Source organism: Mycobacterium sp. IDUB_28, from assembly GCF_055419285.1.
The window spans coordinates 1-16103 of the sequence record NZ_JBVAXK010000004.1; the positions used below are offsets into that span (position 1 = coordinate 1).

Annotated in this window: 14 protein-coding genes and 1 pseudogene; 10 read left to right on the plus strand and 5 right to left on the minus strand. The window is 65.3% G+C overall.

Going from position 1 to position 16103, the window contains the following annotated elements:
* On the minus strand, positions 1–206 hold a 206-nt coding region (locus tag ACZYZ9_RS09385; RefSeq protein ID WP_463826000.1), incomplete at its 3' end, for a hypothetical protein.
* A gap of 90 nt (positions 207–296) precedes the next feature.
* Positions 297–761 carry a GatB/YqeY domain-containing protein gene (locus ACZYZ9_RS09390; protein ID WP_463826001.1) on the minus strand — a complete coding sequence of 155 codons (465 nt, stop codon included), beginning with the start codon at positions 759–761 and terminating at the stop codon, positions 297–299.
* Positions 762–911: 150 nt separating this feature from the next.
* Here ACZYZ9_RS09390 and ACZYZ9_RS09395 point away from each other — a divergent pair, with 150 nt between their 5' ends.
* Genes ACZYZ9_RS09395 through ACZYZ9_RS09415 form a run of 5 tightly spaced genes read left to right on the plus strand, consistent with a single transcriptional unit; the run spans position 912 to position 6249 of the window.
* The gene (locus ACZYZ9_RS09395) at positions 912–2159 is read left to right on the plus strand and encodes a DUF7847 domain-containing protein (RefSeq protein WP_463826002.1); all 1248 of its coding nucleotides are present in this window, start codon (positions 912–914) and stop codon (positions 2157–2159) included.
* A gap of 13 nt (positions 2160–2172) precedes the next feature.
* Positions 2173–2820: a DUF4129 domain-containing protein gene (locus ACZYZ9_RS09400; protein WP_463826003.1), complete on the plus strand. Its 648-nt coding sequence runs from the start codon at positions 2173–2175 to the stop codon at positions 2818–2820.
* Complete coding sequence (locus ACZYZ9_RS09405; protein ID WP_463826412.1) at positions 2802–3953, plus strand: DUF4350 domain-containing protein; 1152 nt, start codon at positions 2802–2804, stop codon at positions 3951–3953. Before ACZYZ9_RS09400 ends, ACZYZ9_RS09405 begins: the two co-directional genes overlap by 19 nt.
* On the plus strand, positions 3950–4927 hold the full coding sequence (locus tag ACZYZ9_RS09410) for an AAA family ATPase (protein WP_463826004.1): 978 nt from the start codon (positions 3950–3952) through the stop codon (positions 4925–4927). Before ACZYZ9_RS09405 ends, ACZYZ9_RS09410 begins: the two co-directional genes overlap by 4 nt.
* A complete protein-coding gene (locus ACZYZ9_RS09415; RefSeq protein ID WP_463826005.1) occupies positions 4927–6249 on the plus strand; it encodes a DUF58 domain-containing protein in 1323 nt (440 codons plus the stop codon). The genes ACZYZ9_RS09410 and ACZYZ9_RS09415 overlap by 1 nt, the downstream gene beginning before the upstream one ends.
* 12 nt (positions 6250–6261) lie before the next feature.
* Here the strand turns inward: ACZYZ9_RS09415 and ACZYZ9_RS09420 are convergent, their stop codons facing one another.
* A complete protein-coding gene (locus ACZYZ9_RS09420; RefSeq protein WP_463826006.1) occupies positions 6262–7254 on the minus strand; it encodes a stage II sporulation protein M in 993 nt (330 codons plus the stop codon).
* A 47-nt stretch (positions 7255–7301) separates the two neighbouring features.
* Between ACZYZ9_RS09420 and ACZYZ9_RS09425 the strand changes: the two genes are divergently transcribed.
* Entirely contained in the window at positions 7302–8186 is an 885-nt protein-coding gene (locus ACZYZ9_RS09425; protein ID WP_463826007.1) for an RDD family protein, read from the plus strand.
* A 120-nt stretch (positions 8187–8306) separates the two neighbouring features.
* Positions 8307–9029 (plus strand): PadR family transcriptional regulator, encoded by a 723-nt coding sequence (locus tag ACZYZ9_RS09430; RefSeq protein ID WP_463826008.1) that lies wholly within the window; start codon positions 8307–8309, stop codon positions 9027–9029.
* A gap of 30 nt (positions 9030–9059) precedes the next feature.
* On the opposite strand, the gene glpK is transcribed toward ACZYZ9_RS09430, so the two are convergent.
* The gene (glpK, locus tag ACZYZ9_RS09435) at positions 9060–10574 is read right to left on the minus strand and encodes a glycerol kinase GlpK (RefSeq protein ID WP_463826009.1); all 1515 of its coding nucleotides are present in this window, start codon (positions 10572–10574) and stop codon (positions 9060–9062) included.
* A gap of 70 nt (positions 10575–10644) precedes the next feature.
* On the opposite strand from glpK, the pseudogene ACZYZ9_RS09440 reads away from it, so the two are divergent.
* The 3 genes and pseudogenes from ACZYZ9_RS09440 (at position 10645) to ACZYZ9_RS09450 (ending at position 13465) form a co-directional block, all read left to right on the plus strand.
* A pseudogene (locus tag ACZYZ9_RS09440) lies at positions 10645–11283 on the plus strand (methyltransferase type 11).
* 18 nt (positions 11284–11301) lie between these two features.
* Positions 11302–12777: a glutamate-cysteine ligase family protein gene (locus ACZYZ9_RS09445; RefSeq protein WP_463826010.1), complete on the plus strand. Its 1476-nt coding sequence runs from the start codon at positions 11302–11304 to the stop codon at positions 12775–12777.
* A 19-nt stretch (positions 12778–12796) separates the two neighbouring features.
* Positions 12797–13465: a class I SAM-dependent methyltransferase gene (locus ACZYZ9_RS09450; RefSeq protein ID WP_463826011.1), complete on the plus strand. Its 669-nt coding sequence runs from the start codon at positions 12797–12799 to the stop codon at positions 13463–13465.
* Here the strand turns inward: ACZYZ9_RS09450 and ACZYZ9_RS09455 are convergent.
* On the minus strand, positions 13462–15924 hold the full coding sequence (locus ACZYZ9_RS09455; RefSeq protein WP_463826413.1) for a PPE domain-containing protein: 2463 nt from the start codon (positions 15922–15924) through the stop codon (positions 13462–13464). The two genes, ACZYZ9_RS09450 and ACZYZ9_RS09455, sit on opposite strands and share 4 nt — an antisense overlap.
* Between the last annotated feature and the right edge of the window lie 179 nt (positions 15925–16103).

Genomic DNA, 16103 nt, shown 5'->3' on the forward strand with positions numbered 1-16103 from the left:
AACTCCCCGATGGCCATCAACTGTGCCGCGGCGGCCTGGCTTTCCATCCGCTGACCGGCCCGGATCGCCTCGATCCAACCCCGAGATTGCTCGGTCGGCGTTTTCAGGACGTGGTGCCACACCTTGGTCATGTCATCAATCCAGGCCCAATACAGCGACGGGTCATCCCGCGGCGGCGGCGCCTCATCGCACAACTGCTCGAACATACGTTCGATTATAGCAGCCTCTACCGGCTCGAACTTGCCGGCAAAGCTGCACGTTTCTGCCGAGATAAACGCCTATAACACGGGCGCGCGTCAGAGACGTTCCTTGGCGGCCGCCGACAACCGGGACCCGTCGGCCTTACCCTCGGCGATTCCGGTGGCCACCTTCATGACCAGCCCCATCTGCTTCATGGTCGGTCGCTGACCGAGGGTCTCGGCCACTTGGGCGATCGCAGTGTCCACGACGTCGGCCACCTCGGCATCCGTCAGCGGGGTGGGCAGGTACTCGTCGATGATCCGAGCCTCGGCGTGCTCGTTGGCCGCAAGCTCTCCGCGTCCGTTCTGGGTGTAGATCTCGGCCGCCTCCCCGCGTTTACGCGACTCTCTGGCCAGGACTTTGAGCACCTCGTCGTCGGAAAGTTCTCTGGCCTCCTTGCCCGCTACCTCCTCGGTTTGGATAGCGGCGAGCACCATTCGCAGGGTCGCCGTTCGCAGCTTTTCCTGCGCCTTCATCGCGTCGGTCAGGTCCGCCCGAAGCCGGGACTTCAATTCCGCCATCTCAGAGACGCTACGCGCGCGAGAGAGCGGTCACGGCCCTACGTTGAGAAATGCCGCGACCGCCGACAGGATGGACCCCATGACGCACGTCGACAGCCGCCGCCGCCGGTGAGCACGCTGCCGCCTGACCCTTCCAACGGTCCTCAGAGTATGGAGAGCGGATCCGCCGTGGCTGATGGTGCGGCACCGATCGACGCCGCCTACGCTCCGCCGCCCGCTTATGGACCGCCGCCCGCATACGCCTCCCCGCCCCCGCCGCCGGGCTACGGGCCGCCTCCCGGCTACCCGCCCCCGGGCTACGGTCCGCCCCCGGGCTACGGGCCCCCGCCCCCGGGCTACGGGCCCCCGCCCCCGGGCTACGGTCCGCCCCCGGGCTACGGCCCCCCGCCTCAGGCCTACGGCACCCAGTTCGGCCCCGCACTCATGCCGGGTGCCGCGAAACCCGGCATCATCCCGCTGCGACCCCTGACCCTCAGCGATATGTTCAACGGCGCCGTCGGCTACATCCGCGCCAACCCCAAGCCGACCCTGGGGTTGACCGCCCTGGTCGTGGTCGTCATGCAGGTCATTTCGTTGCTCACCATGATCGGCCCGTTGACCGCGCTCAACTCGTTGGACTCCGACCGATCCGCTGCACGGGCCGGGGCAGCGGGCGCCTACCTGGCTTCGGTAGGTGGCAGCGCCCTGGTCACCTGGTTGGGCGGCATGCTGCTGAGCGGAATGCTGACCGTGGTGGTCGGGCGCGCGGTATTCGGCTCGCCGATCACCATGGGCGAAGCCTGGGCCAAGGTGCGCGGCCGCATTCTCGCCCTGCTGGGACTGGCGGTGCTGGAAGGCGTCGGGACGGCGGTGATCATCGGCTTGGTCGTGGTGATCCTGGTCGGAGTCGGGTACGTGGCCAATTCCGGCGTAGCGGTGCTGCTCGGCTTTCCGCTGCTGTTCGTGGTCGTCCTGCTGTTGGCCTACGCCTACACCGTGCTGGTCTTCGCCCCGGTGTTGATCGTGCTGGAAAGGCTGCCGGTATTCGACGCGATCGCCCGGTCGTTCGCGTTGGTGCGCAACGGTTTTTGGCGGGTCCTGGGCATCCAGCTGCTGGCTGCCCTGGTCGTTGGAATCGTCGGCGGCGCAATCTCGATGCCGTTCACCATTGTCGCCGAGATCATGTTGATCGGCGCCTCGGGCACCACCGGCGTGCTGGTGGGGTCCACCTTGTCAGCTATCGGGGGCGCCATCAGCCAGATCGTGACCGCGCCCTTCACCGCCGGCGTGGTGGTGCTGCTGTACACCGACCGCCGCATGCGTGCCGAAGCGTTCGACCTGGTACTGCAGTCTGGCGCCCTCAATGGTCCCGCCGCGGTGGAATCCACCGACAATCTGTGGCTGACGCGCCCCATCTGACGGAGAACAACTGGTGCCAGCCATTGACATCGACCGCGATGCCGCCCACGACGCAGCGCAGCGCGAACTCAACAAGCCGATCTATCCCAAACACTCACTGACCGACGACATCGCCGACAAGATCACCGCGTTCCTGCTCCGGTTGCTACAGAAGACCTCGTCACTGCCGGGCGGCTGGTTCACTGTCAGCGTGTTGCTCATCCTGGTGGCGATCGCCGTCGCGGTTGCCATACACATCGCGCGACGCACCCTTCGCACCAACCGCGGCGGCGACTACGAGCTGTTCGACGCCGGTCAACTGACCGCGGCCCAGCATCGCGCTACCGCGGAAGGCTTTGCGGCAGAAGGTAACTGGTCCGCTGCGATCCGCCACAGGTTGCGCGCGGTAGCGCGTGAACTGGAGGAGACGGGCGTGCTCAGCCAGGTGCCCGGCCGGACCGCCAACGAACTGTCCACCGACGCCGGGGTGGTACTTCCGCATCTGGTGGGTGAACTGTCGCAGGCGGCAACGGCTTTCAACGATGTGACCTACGGTGAGCGACCGGGCACCCAGGCCACCTACCAGTTGATCGCCGACCTCGACGATCATATTTGTTCGCGCTCAATGACTTCGACGGTGCCGGCCCGGTTGCCGGCGTCGGATTGGGCTCAGATCCGGTGATCGCCACCCGCCCGCCGCCCGGCTCCGTCCGGCAACGACGTCCGTGGCGCGCGGTCCTGCTTGCGCTGGCCGCGGTGACGGTGGTGGCCTTCATCACCACATATCTGACGGCGCCGCGCCCCGGCGGGACGCTGGACCCGGAGGCCACCAGTCCGGCGGGTGCGCATGCACTGGTGACGTTGCTGCGGGACGGTGGCGTCGAGGTCGTCGTGGCCGATACGGTCGCCGAAGTCGAGCGCGCGGCCCGACCCGACACGCTGCTGGTGGTCGCACGGACGCAGTACCTGAGCGACAACTCGCTGCTGGAGCGGGTGGGCAGGGTTCCCGGCGACCTGTTGTTGGTGGACCCCACCTCCCGGGCACGCACCGCGCTGACGCCCCGGTTGCGAGTGGGTGCTGCCAGCAAGCTTGCTATTGAGCCCAATTGTCCGCTGCCACAGGCGAACCGGGCCGGGTCGGTGAATCTGGGGCCGAGTGATTCCTACCGGGCCAGGGGTGACCTGGATTTGGTCAGTTGTTACGGCGGCGCATTGGTCAGCTACCACGACGACGGCCGAACCATCACCGTGGTCGGCAGCAGCCGTTTCATGACGAACGACGGGTTACTCGAGGCGGGCAACGCCGCGCTGGCGATGAACCTCGCCGGCATGCGCCCCCGGGTCGTCTGGTTCGCGCCCCGACGAGCCGAGGGACACAATTCGGCACCGGAGTCGATCACGGACCTGTTCCCGGACAACGTGACATGGATCGTCTGGCAACTATGCCTGGTCGTCGCGCTGCTGGCGTTGTGGCGTGGCCGTCGGGTCGGTCCGTTGGTGGCCGAGGAACTCCCGGTCGTCGTGCGCGCCTCGGAGACGGTCGAGGGTCGGGGCCGGTTGTACCGATCCCGTCGCGCCCGTGACCGCGCTGCTGAGGCGTTGCGCACCGCGACGCTGCAGCGGCTGGTGCCGCGACTGGGCCTGGGTCCCAACCCCGTACCGCCGGCCGTGGTGACAACCGTCAGCCGGCGCAGCGGGGTCGACCCGGACTTTGTGCAGTACCACTTGTATGGTCCCGCCCCGAACAACGACACCGACCTACGAAACCTCGCCCTTGCGCTCGACGACATCGAAAGGCAGGTCACCCACTCGTGACACAGTCCCCGCCCGCGCAGTCCTCTGTCGCAGATCCGGCTCGAGACGCACTACTGGGGTTGCGCAACGAGATCGCCAAAGCCGTTGTCGGACAAGAGGGGGTGATCAGCGGTCTGGTGATCGCGCTGTTGTGTCAGGGTCACGTGTTGCTGGAAGGCGTTCCGGGAGTGGCGAAGACGTTGATGGTGCGCGCCCTGGCCGCCGCACTGCAGCTGGATTTCAAGCGGGTGCAGTTCACCCCGGACCTGATGCCGGGTGATATCACCGGCTCGCTCATCTACGACACCCACACCGCGGAATTCGCGTTTCGGGCCGGCCCGGTGTTCACCAACCTGCTACTCGCCGACGAAATCAACCGCACTCCGCCGAAGACCCAGGCTGCCCTGCTCGAGGCGATGGAGGAGCGCCAGGTCAGCATCGACGGTGAAGCCAAGCCGTTGCCGGATCCGTTCATCGTCGCCGCTACGCAGAACCCGATCGAATACGAAGGCACCTACCAGTTGCCCGAAGCTCAGCTAGACCGATTCCTGTTGAAATTGAACGTGACCCTGCCGCCGCGCGACGCCGAGATCGCGATCCTCGGCCGGCACGCGCATGGTTTCGACCCGCGTGATCTGTCCGCCGTCAAACCCGTCGCCGGTCCCGCCGAGCTGGCGGCCGGTCGGGAGGCGGTACGTCAGGTGTTGATCGCCGATGAGGTGCTGGGTTACATCGTCGACATCGTCGGGGCCACCCGGTCTTCCCCCGCCCTGCAACTCGGGGTGTCCCCGCGCGGGGCGACCGCACTGCTGGGCACCGCGCGGTCGTGGGCGTGGTTGTCCGGTCGCAACTACGTCACTCCCGACGACGTGAAGGCGATGGCCCGGCCGACGCTGCGGCACCGGGTCATGCTGCGCCCGGAGGCGGAGTTGGAAGGCGCCACGCCTGACGGTGTGCTGGACGGCATCCTGGCCTCGGTACCGGTGCCACGCTAGTGATCCTGACCGGACGCACCGGGCTGCTGGCGCTGATCTGCGTCTTTCCGATCGCGGTAGCTCCTTGGCCGGCAAGGGCTTTCGTGATCCTGTTGCTGGTGCTCGTCAGCTTGGTGACGATCGACGTGCTGTTGGCGGCGAGTCCGCGGCGACTGCGTTACAGCCGTTCGCCGGACTCGTCGGTGCGATTGGGGCAACCGGTGGACGCGGGTCTGTTGATTCACAACGACAGTCGCCGACGATTTCGCGGCCAGGTGCGCGATGCATGGCCGCCCAGTGCACGCGGCGAGCCGCGTGCCCATCGACTGGTGATCGCCGGCGGGCAACGTCAGCAGGTGGCCACCCACCTGCGCCCGGTTCGCCGTGGCGATCAGCGTGCGGCGGTGGTCACCGCCCGTTCGATTGGTCCACTGGGGTTCGCGGGCCGACAGGGTTCACAGACGGTGCCCGGTCACGTGCGGGTGCTGCCGCCGTTCCTGTCCCGCAAGCATTTACCGTCGCGGCTGGCCAAACTGCGGGAGATCGACGGGCTGCTGCCTACCCTGATCCGCGGGCAGGGCACCGAATTCGACTCGCTGCGTGAGTATGTCGTAGGTGACGACGTCCGCTCGATCGACTGGCGGGCCAGCGCCCGGCGCACCGACGTGATGGTCCGTACCTGGCGGCCCGAGCGGGACCGGCGGGTGGTGATCGTGCTCGACACCGGACGCATGGCCGCCGGGCGGGTGGGTGTCGATCCGACGGCCGGCGACCCGGCGGGCTGGCCCCGGCTGGACTGGGCGATGGATGCTGCTCTGCTGCTGGCGGCGTTGGCATCTCGCGCTGGTGATCATGTCGACTTCCTGGCCCATGACCGGGTGAGCCGGGCCGCGGTGTTCGGCGCCTCGCGCACCGAGTTGCTGGCTCAATTGGTCGACGCGATGGCGCCGCTGCAACCCGCGCTCATCGAATCCGATTGGCGGACAATGGTTGCCACTATCTTGAGGCGTACGCGCCGACGGTCGCTGGTGGTGCTGCTGACCGATCTGAATGCCACCGCTCTGGATGAGGGCCTGCTGCCGGTGCTTCCTCAGCTGTCCGCCAAGCACCACGTGTTGGTGGCCGCGGTCGCCGACCCGCGCGTCGACCAGCTGGCCGCCGGACGTTCCGACGCGGCCGCCGTCTACGACGCCGCGGCAGCCGAACGCTCCCGCAACGAGCGGCGGGCGATCGCGTCGCGACTACGCCGCAACGGGGTCGAGGTCGTCGACGCGCCGCCGAGCGAGATCGCGCCCGGGCTCGCCGACCGTTACCTGGCCATGAAAGCCACCGGCCAGCTGTAGGACGTGCCGACGCTACCCGGTCGGCACGAAGTCGGGCGCGTCCTCGATGTCGCCGGTTTCGCCGGCGGCCACCCCGCGCCGGCCGAAGTAGACGATGTAGGACAGGAACGCCACCTCGGCCAGCACGCCGATACCGATGCGGGCGAACGTCGGCAGCGGCGACGGCGTCACCATTGCTTCGATCAACCCCGAGACCAGCAAGACCGCCACCAGCCCTACCGCCACCGACACCACGCCACGGCCCTCTTCGGCCAGCACCTGCCCGCGCGGCCGATCGCCCGGCGAAATCACCGACCAGCCCAACCGCATCCCGACCGCGGCGGCCAGGAAAACCGCGGTCAACTCCAGCAACCCGTGGGGCAGCAACAGTCCGAGCAGCAAACCCCCTTTGCCGGCCGGGAACATCAGACCCGCGATCACCGCCACGTTGGCGGCGTTGTCGAAGAGCACAAACGGTATCGGCAGTCCCAGCACGACCGACATCGCGATGCATTTGGCCGCCACCCAGGAGTTGTTCAGCCACACCTGCAGGGCGAACGCCGCAGCCGGGTGCTCGCTGTAATAGGACTCGACGTCGTGATTGATCAGTTCGTCGATCTCGGCCGGCGTCCCCAGCATGGACTGCACCTCGGGGTTCCCGGCGACCCACAACGCCATGACGACAACGACGGCGAAGAAGGCCACCGCCGTCGCCAACCACCAGCGCCACGCGCGATAGGCGACGACGGGGAACGACACCGTCCAGAAACGCACAATGGTGCTGCTCATCGGGGCGTAGGCACCGGTGACCGCGGACCGGGCGCGGGCGACGAGACTCGAGAGCCGGCCCGTCACCAGCGAGTCCGACGACACCGACCGCAGGATCGACAGGTGGGTGGACACCCGCTGGTACAGCTCCACGAGTTCGTCGACCTCGGCGCCGGTCAGCGAACGACGCTTCTTGATCAGCTGTTCCAGCCGGTCCCAGGTGCCCCGGTGGGTGAGCAAGAACGCGTCGACGTCCACGCTGCGCAGCCTACCGGCGGGCCACCGCCCCTGTAGCGTTCCCAGGTATGTCGGAGGTGGTGACCGGGGACGCCGTGGTGCTCGACGTCCAGATCGCGCAGCTACCGGTGCGCGCGCTCAGCGCGATCATCGACATCACTGTGATCGCCTTCGCCTACTTCGTGGGTCTGGTGTTGTGGGCGGCCACCCTGTCGCAGTTCGACCAGGCGTTGACGATCGCGTTCCTGATCATCTTCACGGTGTTGGCCATGGTCGGCTATCCGGTGGGCATCGAGGTGGCGACGCGCGGACGTTCACTGGGCAAGATGGCGTTGGGTCTGCGTGTAGTCTCCGACGACGGCGGTCCGGAACGCTTCCGGCAGGCGCTGTTTCGCGCATTGGCGGCGGTGATCGAGATCTGGATGCTATTCGGCAGCCCCGCAGTGATCTGTAGCTTGTTCTCGCCTAAAGGCAAGCGGGTCGGTGACTTATTCGCGGGCACCGTCGTGGTGAGCGAACGGGGTCCGCGGCTGGCGCCTCCGCCCATGATGCCGCCCCAGCTGGCGGGGTGGGCCGCGTCCCTGCAACTGTCCGGGTTGACCGCTGGCCAGGCCGAGGTTGCCCGCCAATTCCTCTCCCGGGCAATGCAACTCGATCCCCCGCTGGGTGAGCAGATGGCTTACCGGATAGCCGGCGATGTGGTAGCACACATAGCGCCGCCGCCACCGCCGGGGGTTCCACCCCAACTGCTGCTGGCCGCGGTATTGGCCGAACGGCACCGGCGGGAACTCGCGCGATTGCGGCCGAGCGTCGGACCGCCGATGCCACCGCCGAATTGGTCACCCCCACAACCGGCGGCCTGGCAACCGCCGCCACCGGTGGCCTGGCAACCGCCGCCCACGACGACACCGTCGACGAGTGCCGATCCCGGCGGATTCTCGCCGCCGAGCTGATACCGCACGCCACCCCGGCCCACCGGTCCCACCGGTCCCACCGGCAGAGTGTTGCACTACGCTCTTGTCCGATATATCGTGATATTAACCAACACATCGAAATATTCGAAGGACATACCATTGAACACCCCATTCACACCCCCTACCGGCCCATTCGGCCCCGGTCCGTTGGGCGCCCGCCCCGGATTCGGCTTCGGTCCGGGCCCCGCCCAGCGACGGGCGTTCCACGGCACCAAGCGACACGCCCGACGCGAATTCATCGAGAACCTGCGTGAAAACGCCGGTGACCAGGACGGACCGTTCGGTTTCGGCCCCGGCTTCGGACCCGGCCCCGGCTTCGGACCTGGTTTCGGTTTCGGCCGACCGGGATTCGGCGGACCCCGCGGCGGCGGACGGCGAGGCGGCCGCGGTCGTCGCGGCGACGTGCGCGCCGCGATCCTGGTGCTGCTCGGCGAGCGGCCCATGCACGGCTACGAGATGATCCAGCAGATCGCCGAACGCAGCAACGGTTTCTGGAAGCCGAGCCCCGGTTCGGTCTACCCGACCTTGCAACTCCTGGATGACGAAGGCCTGATCACCGCCAACGAAACCGATGGCAGCAAAAAGCTTTTCGAGCTGACCGATGAGGGTCGCGCTGCCGCACAACAGGTTGCCACCCCGCCTTGGGAGGAGATCGCCGACGGCGTGGACCCCGCCCATCTGAAGTTGCGGACCGCAGCGCGCCAGCTGTTCGGCGCGGTGGGCCAGTCGGCCCAGGCGGCCAACTCCGAGCAGCAGCAACGCATTGTCGACGTGCTCAACAACGCGCGTCGGGAGATCTACGGCATTCTCGGCGAGGACTGAAGCTGCCGTCGTGGCAGTGGACCCTGGACCTCAGGACACATCAACCCAGTCCAGGGTCCGCTGCACCGCCTTTCGCCAACCCTCGTACCCGGCGGCACGCTGGTCGTCGTCCCAATTCGGCGTCCAGCGCCGGTCTTCCTGCCAGTTGGCGCGCAGATCAGACGCGTCGTTCCAGACTCCGACCGCCAGACCCGCCGCGTAGGCCGCACCCAGTGCAGTGGTCTCGGCGACCACCGGTCGTACCACGTCCACACCCAACACGTCGGCCTGGATCTGCATACACAGATCGTTGGCGGTGATACCACCGTCGACCTTCAATATCTCAAGTCGCACACCGGAATCGGCAGCCATCGCATCCACCACGTCGCGGCTTTGATAACAGATCGCCTCCAGCGTCGCACGGGCCACGTGCGCGTTGGTGTTGTACCGCGACAGACCGACGATTGCGCCGCGGGCGTCGGATCGCCAATAGGGGGCGAACAATCCGGAGAATGCCGGCACGAAGTAGACCCCGCCGTTGTCGTCGACCTGACGGGCCAGTGACTCGCTTTGTGCGGCGCCGCTGATGATGCCGAGCTGATCCCGCAGCCACTGCACCGCCGATCCGGTTACTGCGATCGAACCCTCAAGTGCATAAACAGGTTTGGCGTCACCGAATTGGTAGCAGACGGTGGTCAGCAGACCGTTCTCGGACCGCACAATCGTCTCACCAGTGTTCAGCAACAGGAAATTGCCGGTGCCGTAGGTGTTCTTCGCCTCGCCGGAGTTCAGGCAGACCTGGCCGACCATCGCGGCGTGCTGGTCGCCGAGCACACCGGTGATCGGAACCTCACCGCCGACCGGCCCGTCTTCGGTCGTGACGCCGTAGGGTTGCAGCGCCGACGACGGCTCGATTTTGGGCAGCATCTCCCGCGGGATGTCGAAAAACGACAGCAGCTCGTCGTCCCAGTCCAGTGTCTCCAAGTTCATCAGCATGGTCCGGCTGGCGTTGGTGACGTCGGTGACGTGCACCCCGCCGGTCAGGTTCCACAGCACCCAACTGTCGGCGGTGCCGAACAGCGCGTCGCCGCGACGGCCCGCGTCGCGCACCTCGTCGACATTCTCCAAGATCCACTGCAACTTCCCGCCGGAGAAGTATGTCGCCGGCGGCAGTCCGGCTTTACGGCGGATTACGTCGCCGCGACCGTCGCGGTCCAACGCGGTGGCAATGCGGTCGGTGCGGGTGTCTTGCCAGACAATCGCGTTGTAATACGGCCGCCCGGTCTTGCGATCCCACACCAGAGTCGTCTCGCGCTGGTTGGTAATGCCCAGTGCCGCAATGTCTTTCGAGGTGAACTTGGACGAGTTCAACACAGTCCGCAGCACCGAGACGGTACGCTCCCAGATCTCCACCGGGTTGTGCTCGACCCAACCGGCCTTGGGCAGGATCTGGTCGTGCTCGAGTTGATGGCGACCCACTTCGGTGCCGTCCTGATCGAAGATCATGCAGCGGGTGCTGGTGGTGCCCTGATCGATGGCAGCTATCAAGTCAGGAGATTCGGCCAAGATGCACTCCTAAAGTGGCGGGATTGCTTCATCGTTCATGATTGCTTATGTGGCTGTTGACATCGAGGGGATGCCACGCGGCGGTCCCGACGCGTCGTGGCTCGACCGGCGGCTGGAAACCCAACGGCTGGAGTACATCGACCGCGACGACGCAGCGAGGAAGAAGCGGGCGGCGATCCGTTCCCTGGATCGCATGGGACGGCTGTTCGGGCTGCACAAGACCATCGCCGGCATCGTGCTCGAGGAAGTCCGCGACGTGGTCGAACCCAGGATCCTCGAACTCGGGTCCGGCCACGGCGGGCTCTCCCGCACCCTGCTGAGCATGCACCCCGGCGTGCGGCTCACCGTCACCGACGTGGATCCGGCACTGGTGGCCGTCGTTTCACCATCTGCCGCCGCTGCCGGCGGCCCGGGTGTTCGCCGAAGGCACGCGCGTCGCGGCGACTTGGTGATCATCGATCTGCCCCGGCCGCGGCCGGCGCTGCACATCCTGCGACTGGCGCACATGCTGCCGCTGGCGATGTTCGCGATGCCGCATGACGGCGTGATCAGCTCGCTGCGAGCGTACAGCCGCTCCGCGCTCCTCGCGCTGGCCCGGCACGCCGACCCTGCGATCGAAGTCACGTTGCGGGGCGGCACCGTGTTCAACAGGTCCTTACGGCCCCTGCCGCTGGTCGCGGTGGCAAGCCGGTTGCGCAGCGCCCGCTGAACCTGTTGCATCGTTGTTGTGGGCGAAGAAGTCAAGCGCACCACGTATGACCGTGCACATCGGCGGGAATACCGGCGCAAGGTGCAGCTGTGTCTCGATGTCCTCGAGACGATGCTCACCCGCAGCAGCTTCGACGTCGAGCAGCCGCTGACCGGCATGGAGATCGAATGCAATCTTGTCGATGCCGACTATCAACCAGCCATGTCCAACCGATTCGTGCTGGAGGCGATCGCCGACCCGGCCTACCAAACCGAATTGGGGGCCTACAACATCGAATTCAACGTGCCACCCCGTCCGCTGCGCGGTCGCACCGGTCTGGACCTCGAACAAGAGGTCCGCACCAGCCTCAATGACGCGGAGCTGAAAGCGAATTCAAGCGGATCGCACATCGTCATGATCGGCATCCTGCCCACCCTGATGCCCCAACATCTCTCGGACAGCGGATGGATGAGCGAATCGCTGCGTTACACCGCTCTCAACGAGTCCATCTTCCGCGCCCGCGGTGAGGACATCCCCATCAACATTGCCGGTCCGGAGCCGCTGCACTGGCAGGCCGGCTCGATAGCACCCGAATCCGCCTGCACCAGCATGCAATTGCACCTGCAGGTGGCACCGGAGGATTTCGCCGCCAACTGGAATGCGGCGCAGGTCCTGGCGGGACCGCAATTGGCATTGGCCGCGAATTCGCCGTTCTTCTTCGGCCACCGACTCTGGTCGGAAACCCGTATCGAACTGTTCGCACAGTCCACCGACACCCGATCGGAGGAATTGAAAGTTCAGGGCGTACGGCCCCGGGTGTGGTTCGGTGAGCGCTGGATCGGCTCTGTTGCCGACCTGTTCAAGGAGAACGTCCGCTATTTTCCGTCTCTCCTGCCCGAGGTGTCCGACGAAGACCCCGTCGCCGAACTGACCGCGGGACGCGCCCCGGCGCTGTCGGAACTTCGTCTGCACAACGGCACGGTCTACCGGTGGAATCGCCCGGTGTACGACGTGGTGGACGGCCGCCCGCATCTACGGCTGGAGAACCGCGTATTACCGGCCGGACCCAGTGTTGTTGACATGCTTGCAAATTCGGCTTTCTATTACGGCATGCTGCGCAGCTTGTCGGAGGCCGAGCGGCCGGTGTGGACGGAGATGGGTTTTCCGGTGGCACAACGTAATTTCTTGCAGGCGGCGCAGCAGGGTATCGAGGCACAGTTGCACTGGCCCGGCGTCGGGGTGATCGGTACTCAACGATTGGTGTTGGACACGTTGCTTCCGATGGCGGATGCCGGCCTGCAGCGCTGGGGTGTCGAGGTGGCAGTGCGGGACCGGTTTCTCGGCGTGATCGAGGCCCGCGCGAAGGCCCGGCGTAACGGTGCGAGTTGGCAGGTGGCCACCGTCGCAGCATTGGAGGAAGCGGGAATGACCCGGCCACAGGCCCTGGCCGAGATGTTGCGCCGATACTGTGCGCACATGCACGCCAACGAACCGGTGCACACCTGGGATATCTAGCGGCGCGTACGTTGGGGTCATGACGACACCGGAGCCGATGGACTGGGACGCGGCGTACAAAGAGGAAGTCTTCCAGGCGCCGCCACCGTGGAATATCGGCGAACCGCAACCAGAGCTTGCCGCACTGATCTCTGCGGGAAAGGTGCACGGCGTGGTCCTGGACGCCGGATGCGGGGTCGCCGAATTGTCGTTGACACTGGCAGCTGCTGGATACACCGTTGTCGGCGTCGATAATTCGCCGACCGCCATTGCTGCGGCCATCAAGGCGGCGGAAGAGCGCGGACTGGGTAATGTCACGTTCGCCGTCGACGACATCACCAAGTTCTCCGGATACGACGAACGGTTCGGCACGGTGATCGACAGCACGCTGTTCCATTCGTTGCCGGTCGAGGATCGCGACGCGTATCTGCAAGCGGTACATCGCGCGGCGGCTCCCGGCGCGAACTATTACGTGCTGGTGTTCGCCAAAGGCGCGTTCCCCGAGGATCTTCCGGTCAAGCCGAACGAAGTGGACGAGGACGAGTTGCGCGCCGCCGTCGGCAAGTACTTCGAAATCGACGAGGTGCGCCCGGCCGCTGTGCACGCCCGGATGCCCGACCTCCCGGACGCGCCACCGTGGCCGCATCCGCGCGACGACAAGGGCCGCGTGATGATGCCGGCGTTCTTACTTTCCGCGCGTAAGGCTTAGGTGGTGCCTTGCAGGAAGATACCGGCCAGGTGATGCCCGATGTTCTCGATGCCGGAAAGCACGTTGTTGGCGGCCACCCCAAGCGTGCCGATATTGCCGAATCCGGAGATCGCGCTGCCCCAGTTCGAAATCCCTGACGACCCTTCGCCGAAGACATTCCAGCCCGAGGTCGACAGAATTCCCAGCGGGTTCTGGTTGACGAAGCCCGACAACCCGGTTCCCCGGTTGTAGAAGCCCGAACTGCCACCGACGCCGCTGTTGAAGAATCCCGACGACGGGTAGTCGACGGCGTTGAAGAAGCCGGGGGCCGGGGGCACCTGTATTTCGGCCAGCACGGTTGAATCCAGAGTGATGCTAGGTATGTCGATCGCCGGCAGGCTGAATGCGCCCAATCCGATCGGCGGAATCGTCAATCCCGGAGTGTAGAAATCCGGGATCGTAATTGGCGGAATGGTGAACTCACCGAGGCCGATCGGCGGGATAACGAACTCCGGGAATGTCAGATCGGGCCAGCTGATCTGCGGCAGATTGAACGGACCGATCGGGAAGGACGGGATGGTAAAGGGGTCGATCTGGAGATTCAGAAGTTGTATGGAGTCGATACTCCAAGAGCCTCCGGAGGGCGAACTGATTTTGATAGTCGGAAGGTTGAAGCTGCTGAAATCAACGGTCGGCAGATCGAACTGACCGATAATACCTCCTGCGTTAAAGATTTGTATTGGTAGGTTTATATTGTTCAGATTGATACCGACATTTCCGATGATTGGCACATCGAGGCTGACAATTTGGTTACCGCCACCCGCTATATTGAGCACGAAGCCCGGAATCGATACATTGGGCAGATTGAATTGGCCTATACTTATGACGGGCAAGCCCCAGTCGCCGATCGTGACCAAAGGCGTCTCGATCGCCGGGAATACGATCTCGGGAAGCGCGATTCTCGGTATCGCAATAGTGGGAGTGGTGATCTCCGGCGTGTTGAATCCGCCCACTCCAAGCGTAGGTGTGTGACCGGCCGGAATTGTGAGCTCGGGGATTGTGATCTCCGGCAGACTGAACGGGGCCACGGTCAGCGGCGGAGTAACAAACCCCGGAAAATAGATCGACGGGATCTCAATCTGAGGAAGATTGAAATCGGCTACTGATATTGGCGGTACATGTATCGGTGGCAGGGTGATGTCGGGAGTGGCGAACCTGACGTAGGCCCCGCCCTGGTGGTCACCGGTGAAGAAGAAACCGTTGTTCTGGTTACCGAAGTTGAAGGCACCGGTGTTGAGGTTGCCCGAATTGAAGAATCCGGTGTTGGTGTTGCCGATGTTGAAGCTTCCGGTGTTCGTCGAGCCCGGGTTGACGTCACCGGTGTTGAAGCTACCGACGTTGTAGCTCCCGGAGTTGGTTGAACCCGCGTTGAAGTTACCGGTATTGAAGGAGCCGGGGTTGAAGAATCCAGTGTTGGCAATACCCGAGTTGCCAAAGCCCGTGTTGTAGCTACCGGAGTTGAAAAGCCCGAAGTTGCCGGTTCCCGAGTTGAAGAAACCGATGTTCCCGCTGCCGGAGTTGAACAGACCGATGTTGTTGGTACCCGAATTCAGCTGGATGCCGACTTGGTTGTCCCCGGTGAGCCCGATGCCGAAGTTGTTGTTACCAGTGTTTCCGAACCCGACGTTGAAGTTACCGGAATTAGCGAAACCCTGATTGCCGCCACCGAAATTACCGAATCCGAGGTTCGAGATACCCAGGTTGCCCCAGCCGATGTTGGAATTACCCAAGTTGGCTGAGCCGATGTTGCCGTTGCCGGAGTTGCCATTGCCGAAGTTGCCGATACCAACGTTGCCCAGACCGATATTCGAGGCACCGACGTTAGCCAGGCCGATGGTGATGTCGATCGTCCGAGTGGCCGCTGCGGCCAACGGCGTGCTCCCGGCCATACCGGCCAGCGCTTGCAGTGGCTGCGCGAACGGTACGAGCGCGGAGACCGCGGCCGACGCGCCGCTGTAATAGCCAACCATCGCGGCGACATCGGCGGCCCACATCTCCTCGTAGACCGCTTCGGCGGCCGCGATCGCCGGCGCGTTGAACCCGAAGATGTTCGACACCACCAGGCGCACGAAGTCGGTTCGATTGGCGGCCACGGCAAGGGGATGCACGGCAGCCGCCACCGCCGATTCGAAAGCACTCACCGCCGCTTGGGCCTGCGCCGCGGCGACGGAAGCATGCGTGGCCGCCGAACTCAGCCACCCCGCGTACGGCAGTGCCGCTGACGCCATCGCTGCCGCCGCCGGCCCCTGCCACGCCTGGCCGGCCAGACCCGAGGTCACTGACGCGAAAGTCTCAGCGGCTGAACTCAATTCCGCGGACAGACCGTCCCAGGCCGCAGCGGCCTCCAGCAGCGGGCCTGGTCCGGCGCCGGTGAAGAGCCGCAACGAGTTGAGTTCGGGTGGCAGCACAAAGAAACTCATCAGGGACGTTTCACCGGAGTCGTCAGCGACCTGCAGCGAAAGGGCATAGGTGCCCACCCTGCACCCAAACGCGTACCGAGCGTCAAGTTACTCCACACGCGTGCAACGTGACTAGTACCTCGACGGCATTTCCCGGGACCTTTTGGATGGATCAAATGCTCCGGCCAAACTTCGCGGTA

Excerpts from the sequence above, each read along its gene's own strand:
- ACZYZ9_RS09390 (WP_463826001.1), bottom strand. The coding sequence starts at position 761 with ATGGCGGAATTGAAGTCCCGGCTTCGGGCGGACCTGACCGACGCGATG.
- ACZYZ9_RS09395 (WP_463826002.1), top strand. The coding sequence starts at position 912 with ATGGAGAGCGGATCCGCCGTGGCTGATGGTGCGGCACCGATCGACGCC.
- ACZYZ9_RS09425 (WP_463826007.1), top strand. The coding sequence starts at position 7,302 with ATGTCGGAGGTGGTGACCGGGGACGCCGTGGTGCTCGACGTCCAGATC.
- ACZYZ9_RS09450 (WP_463826011.1), top strand. The coding sequence starts at position 12,797 with ATGACGACACCGGAGCCGATGGACTGGGACGCGGCGTACAAAGAGGAA.
- ACZYZ9_RS09455 (WP_463826413.1), bottom strand. The coding sequence starts at position 15,924 with ATGAGTTTCTTTGTGCTGCCACCCGAACTCAACTCGTTGCGGCTCTTC.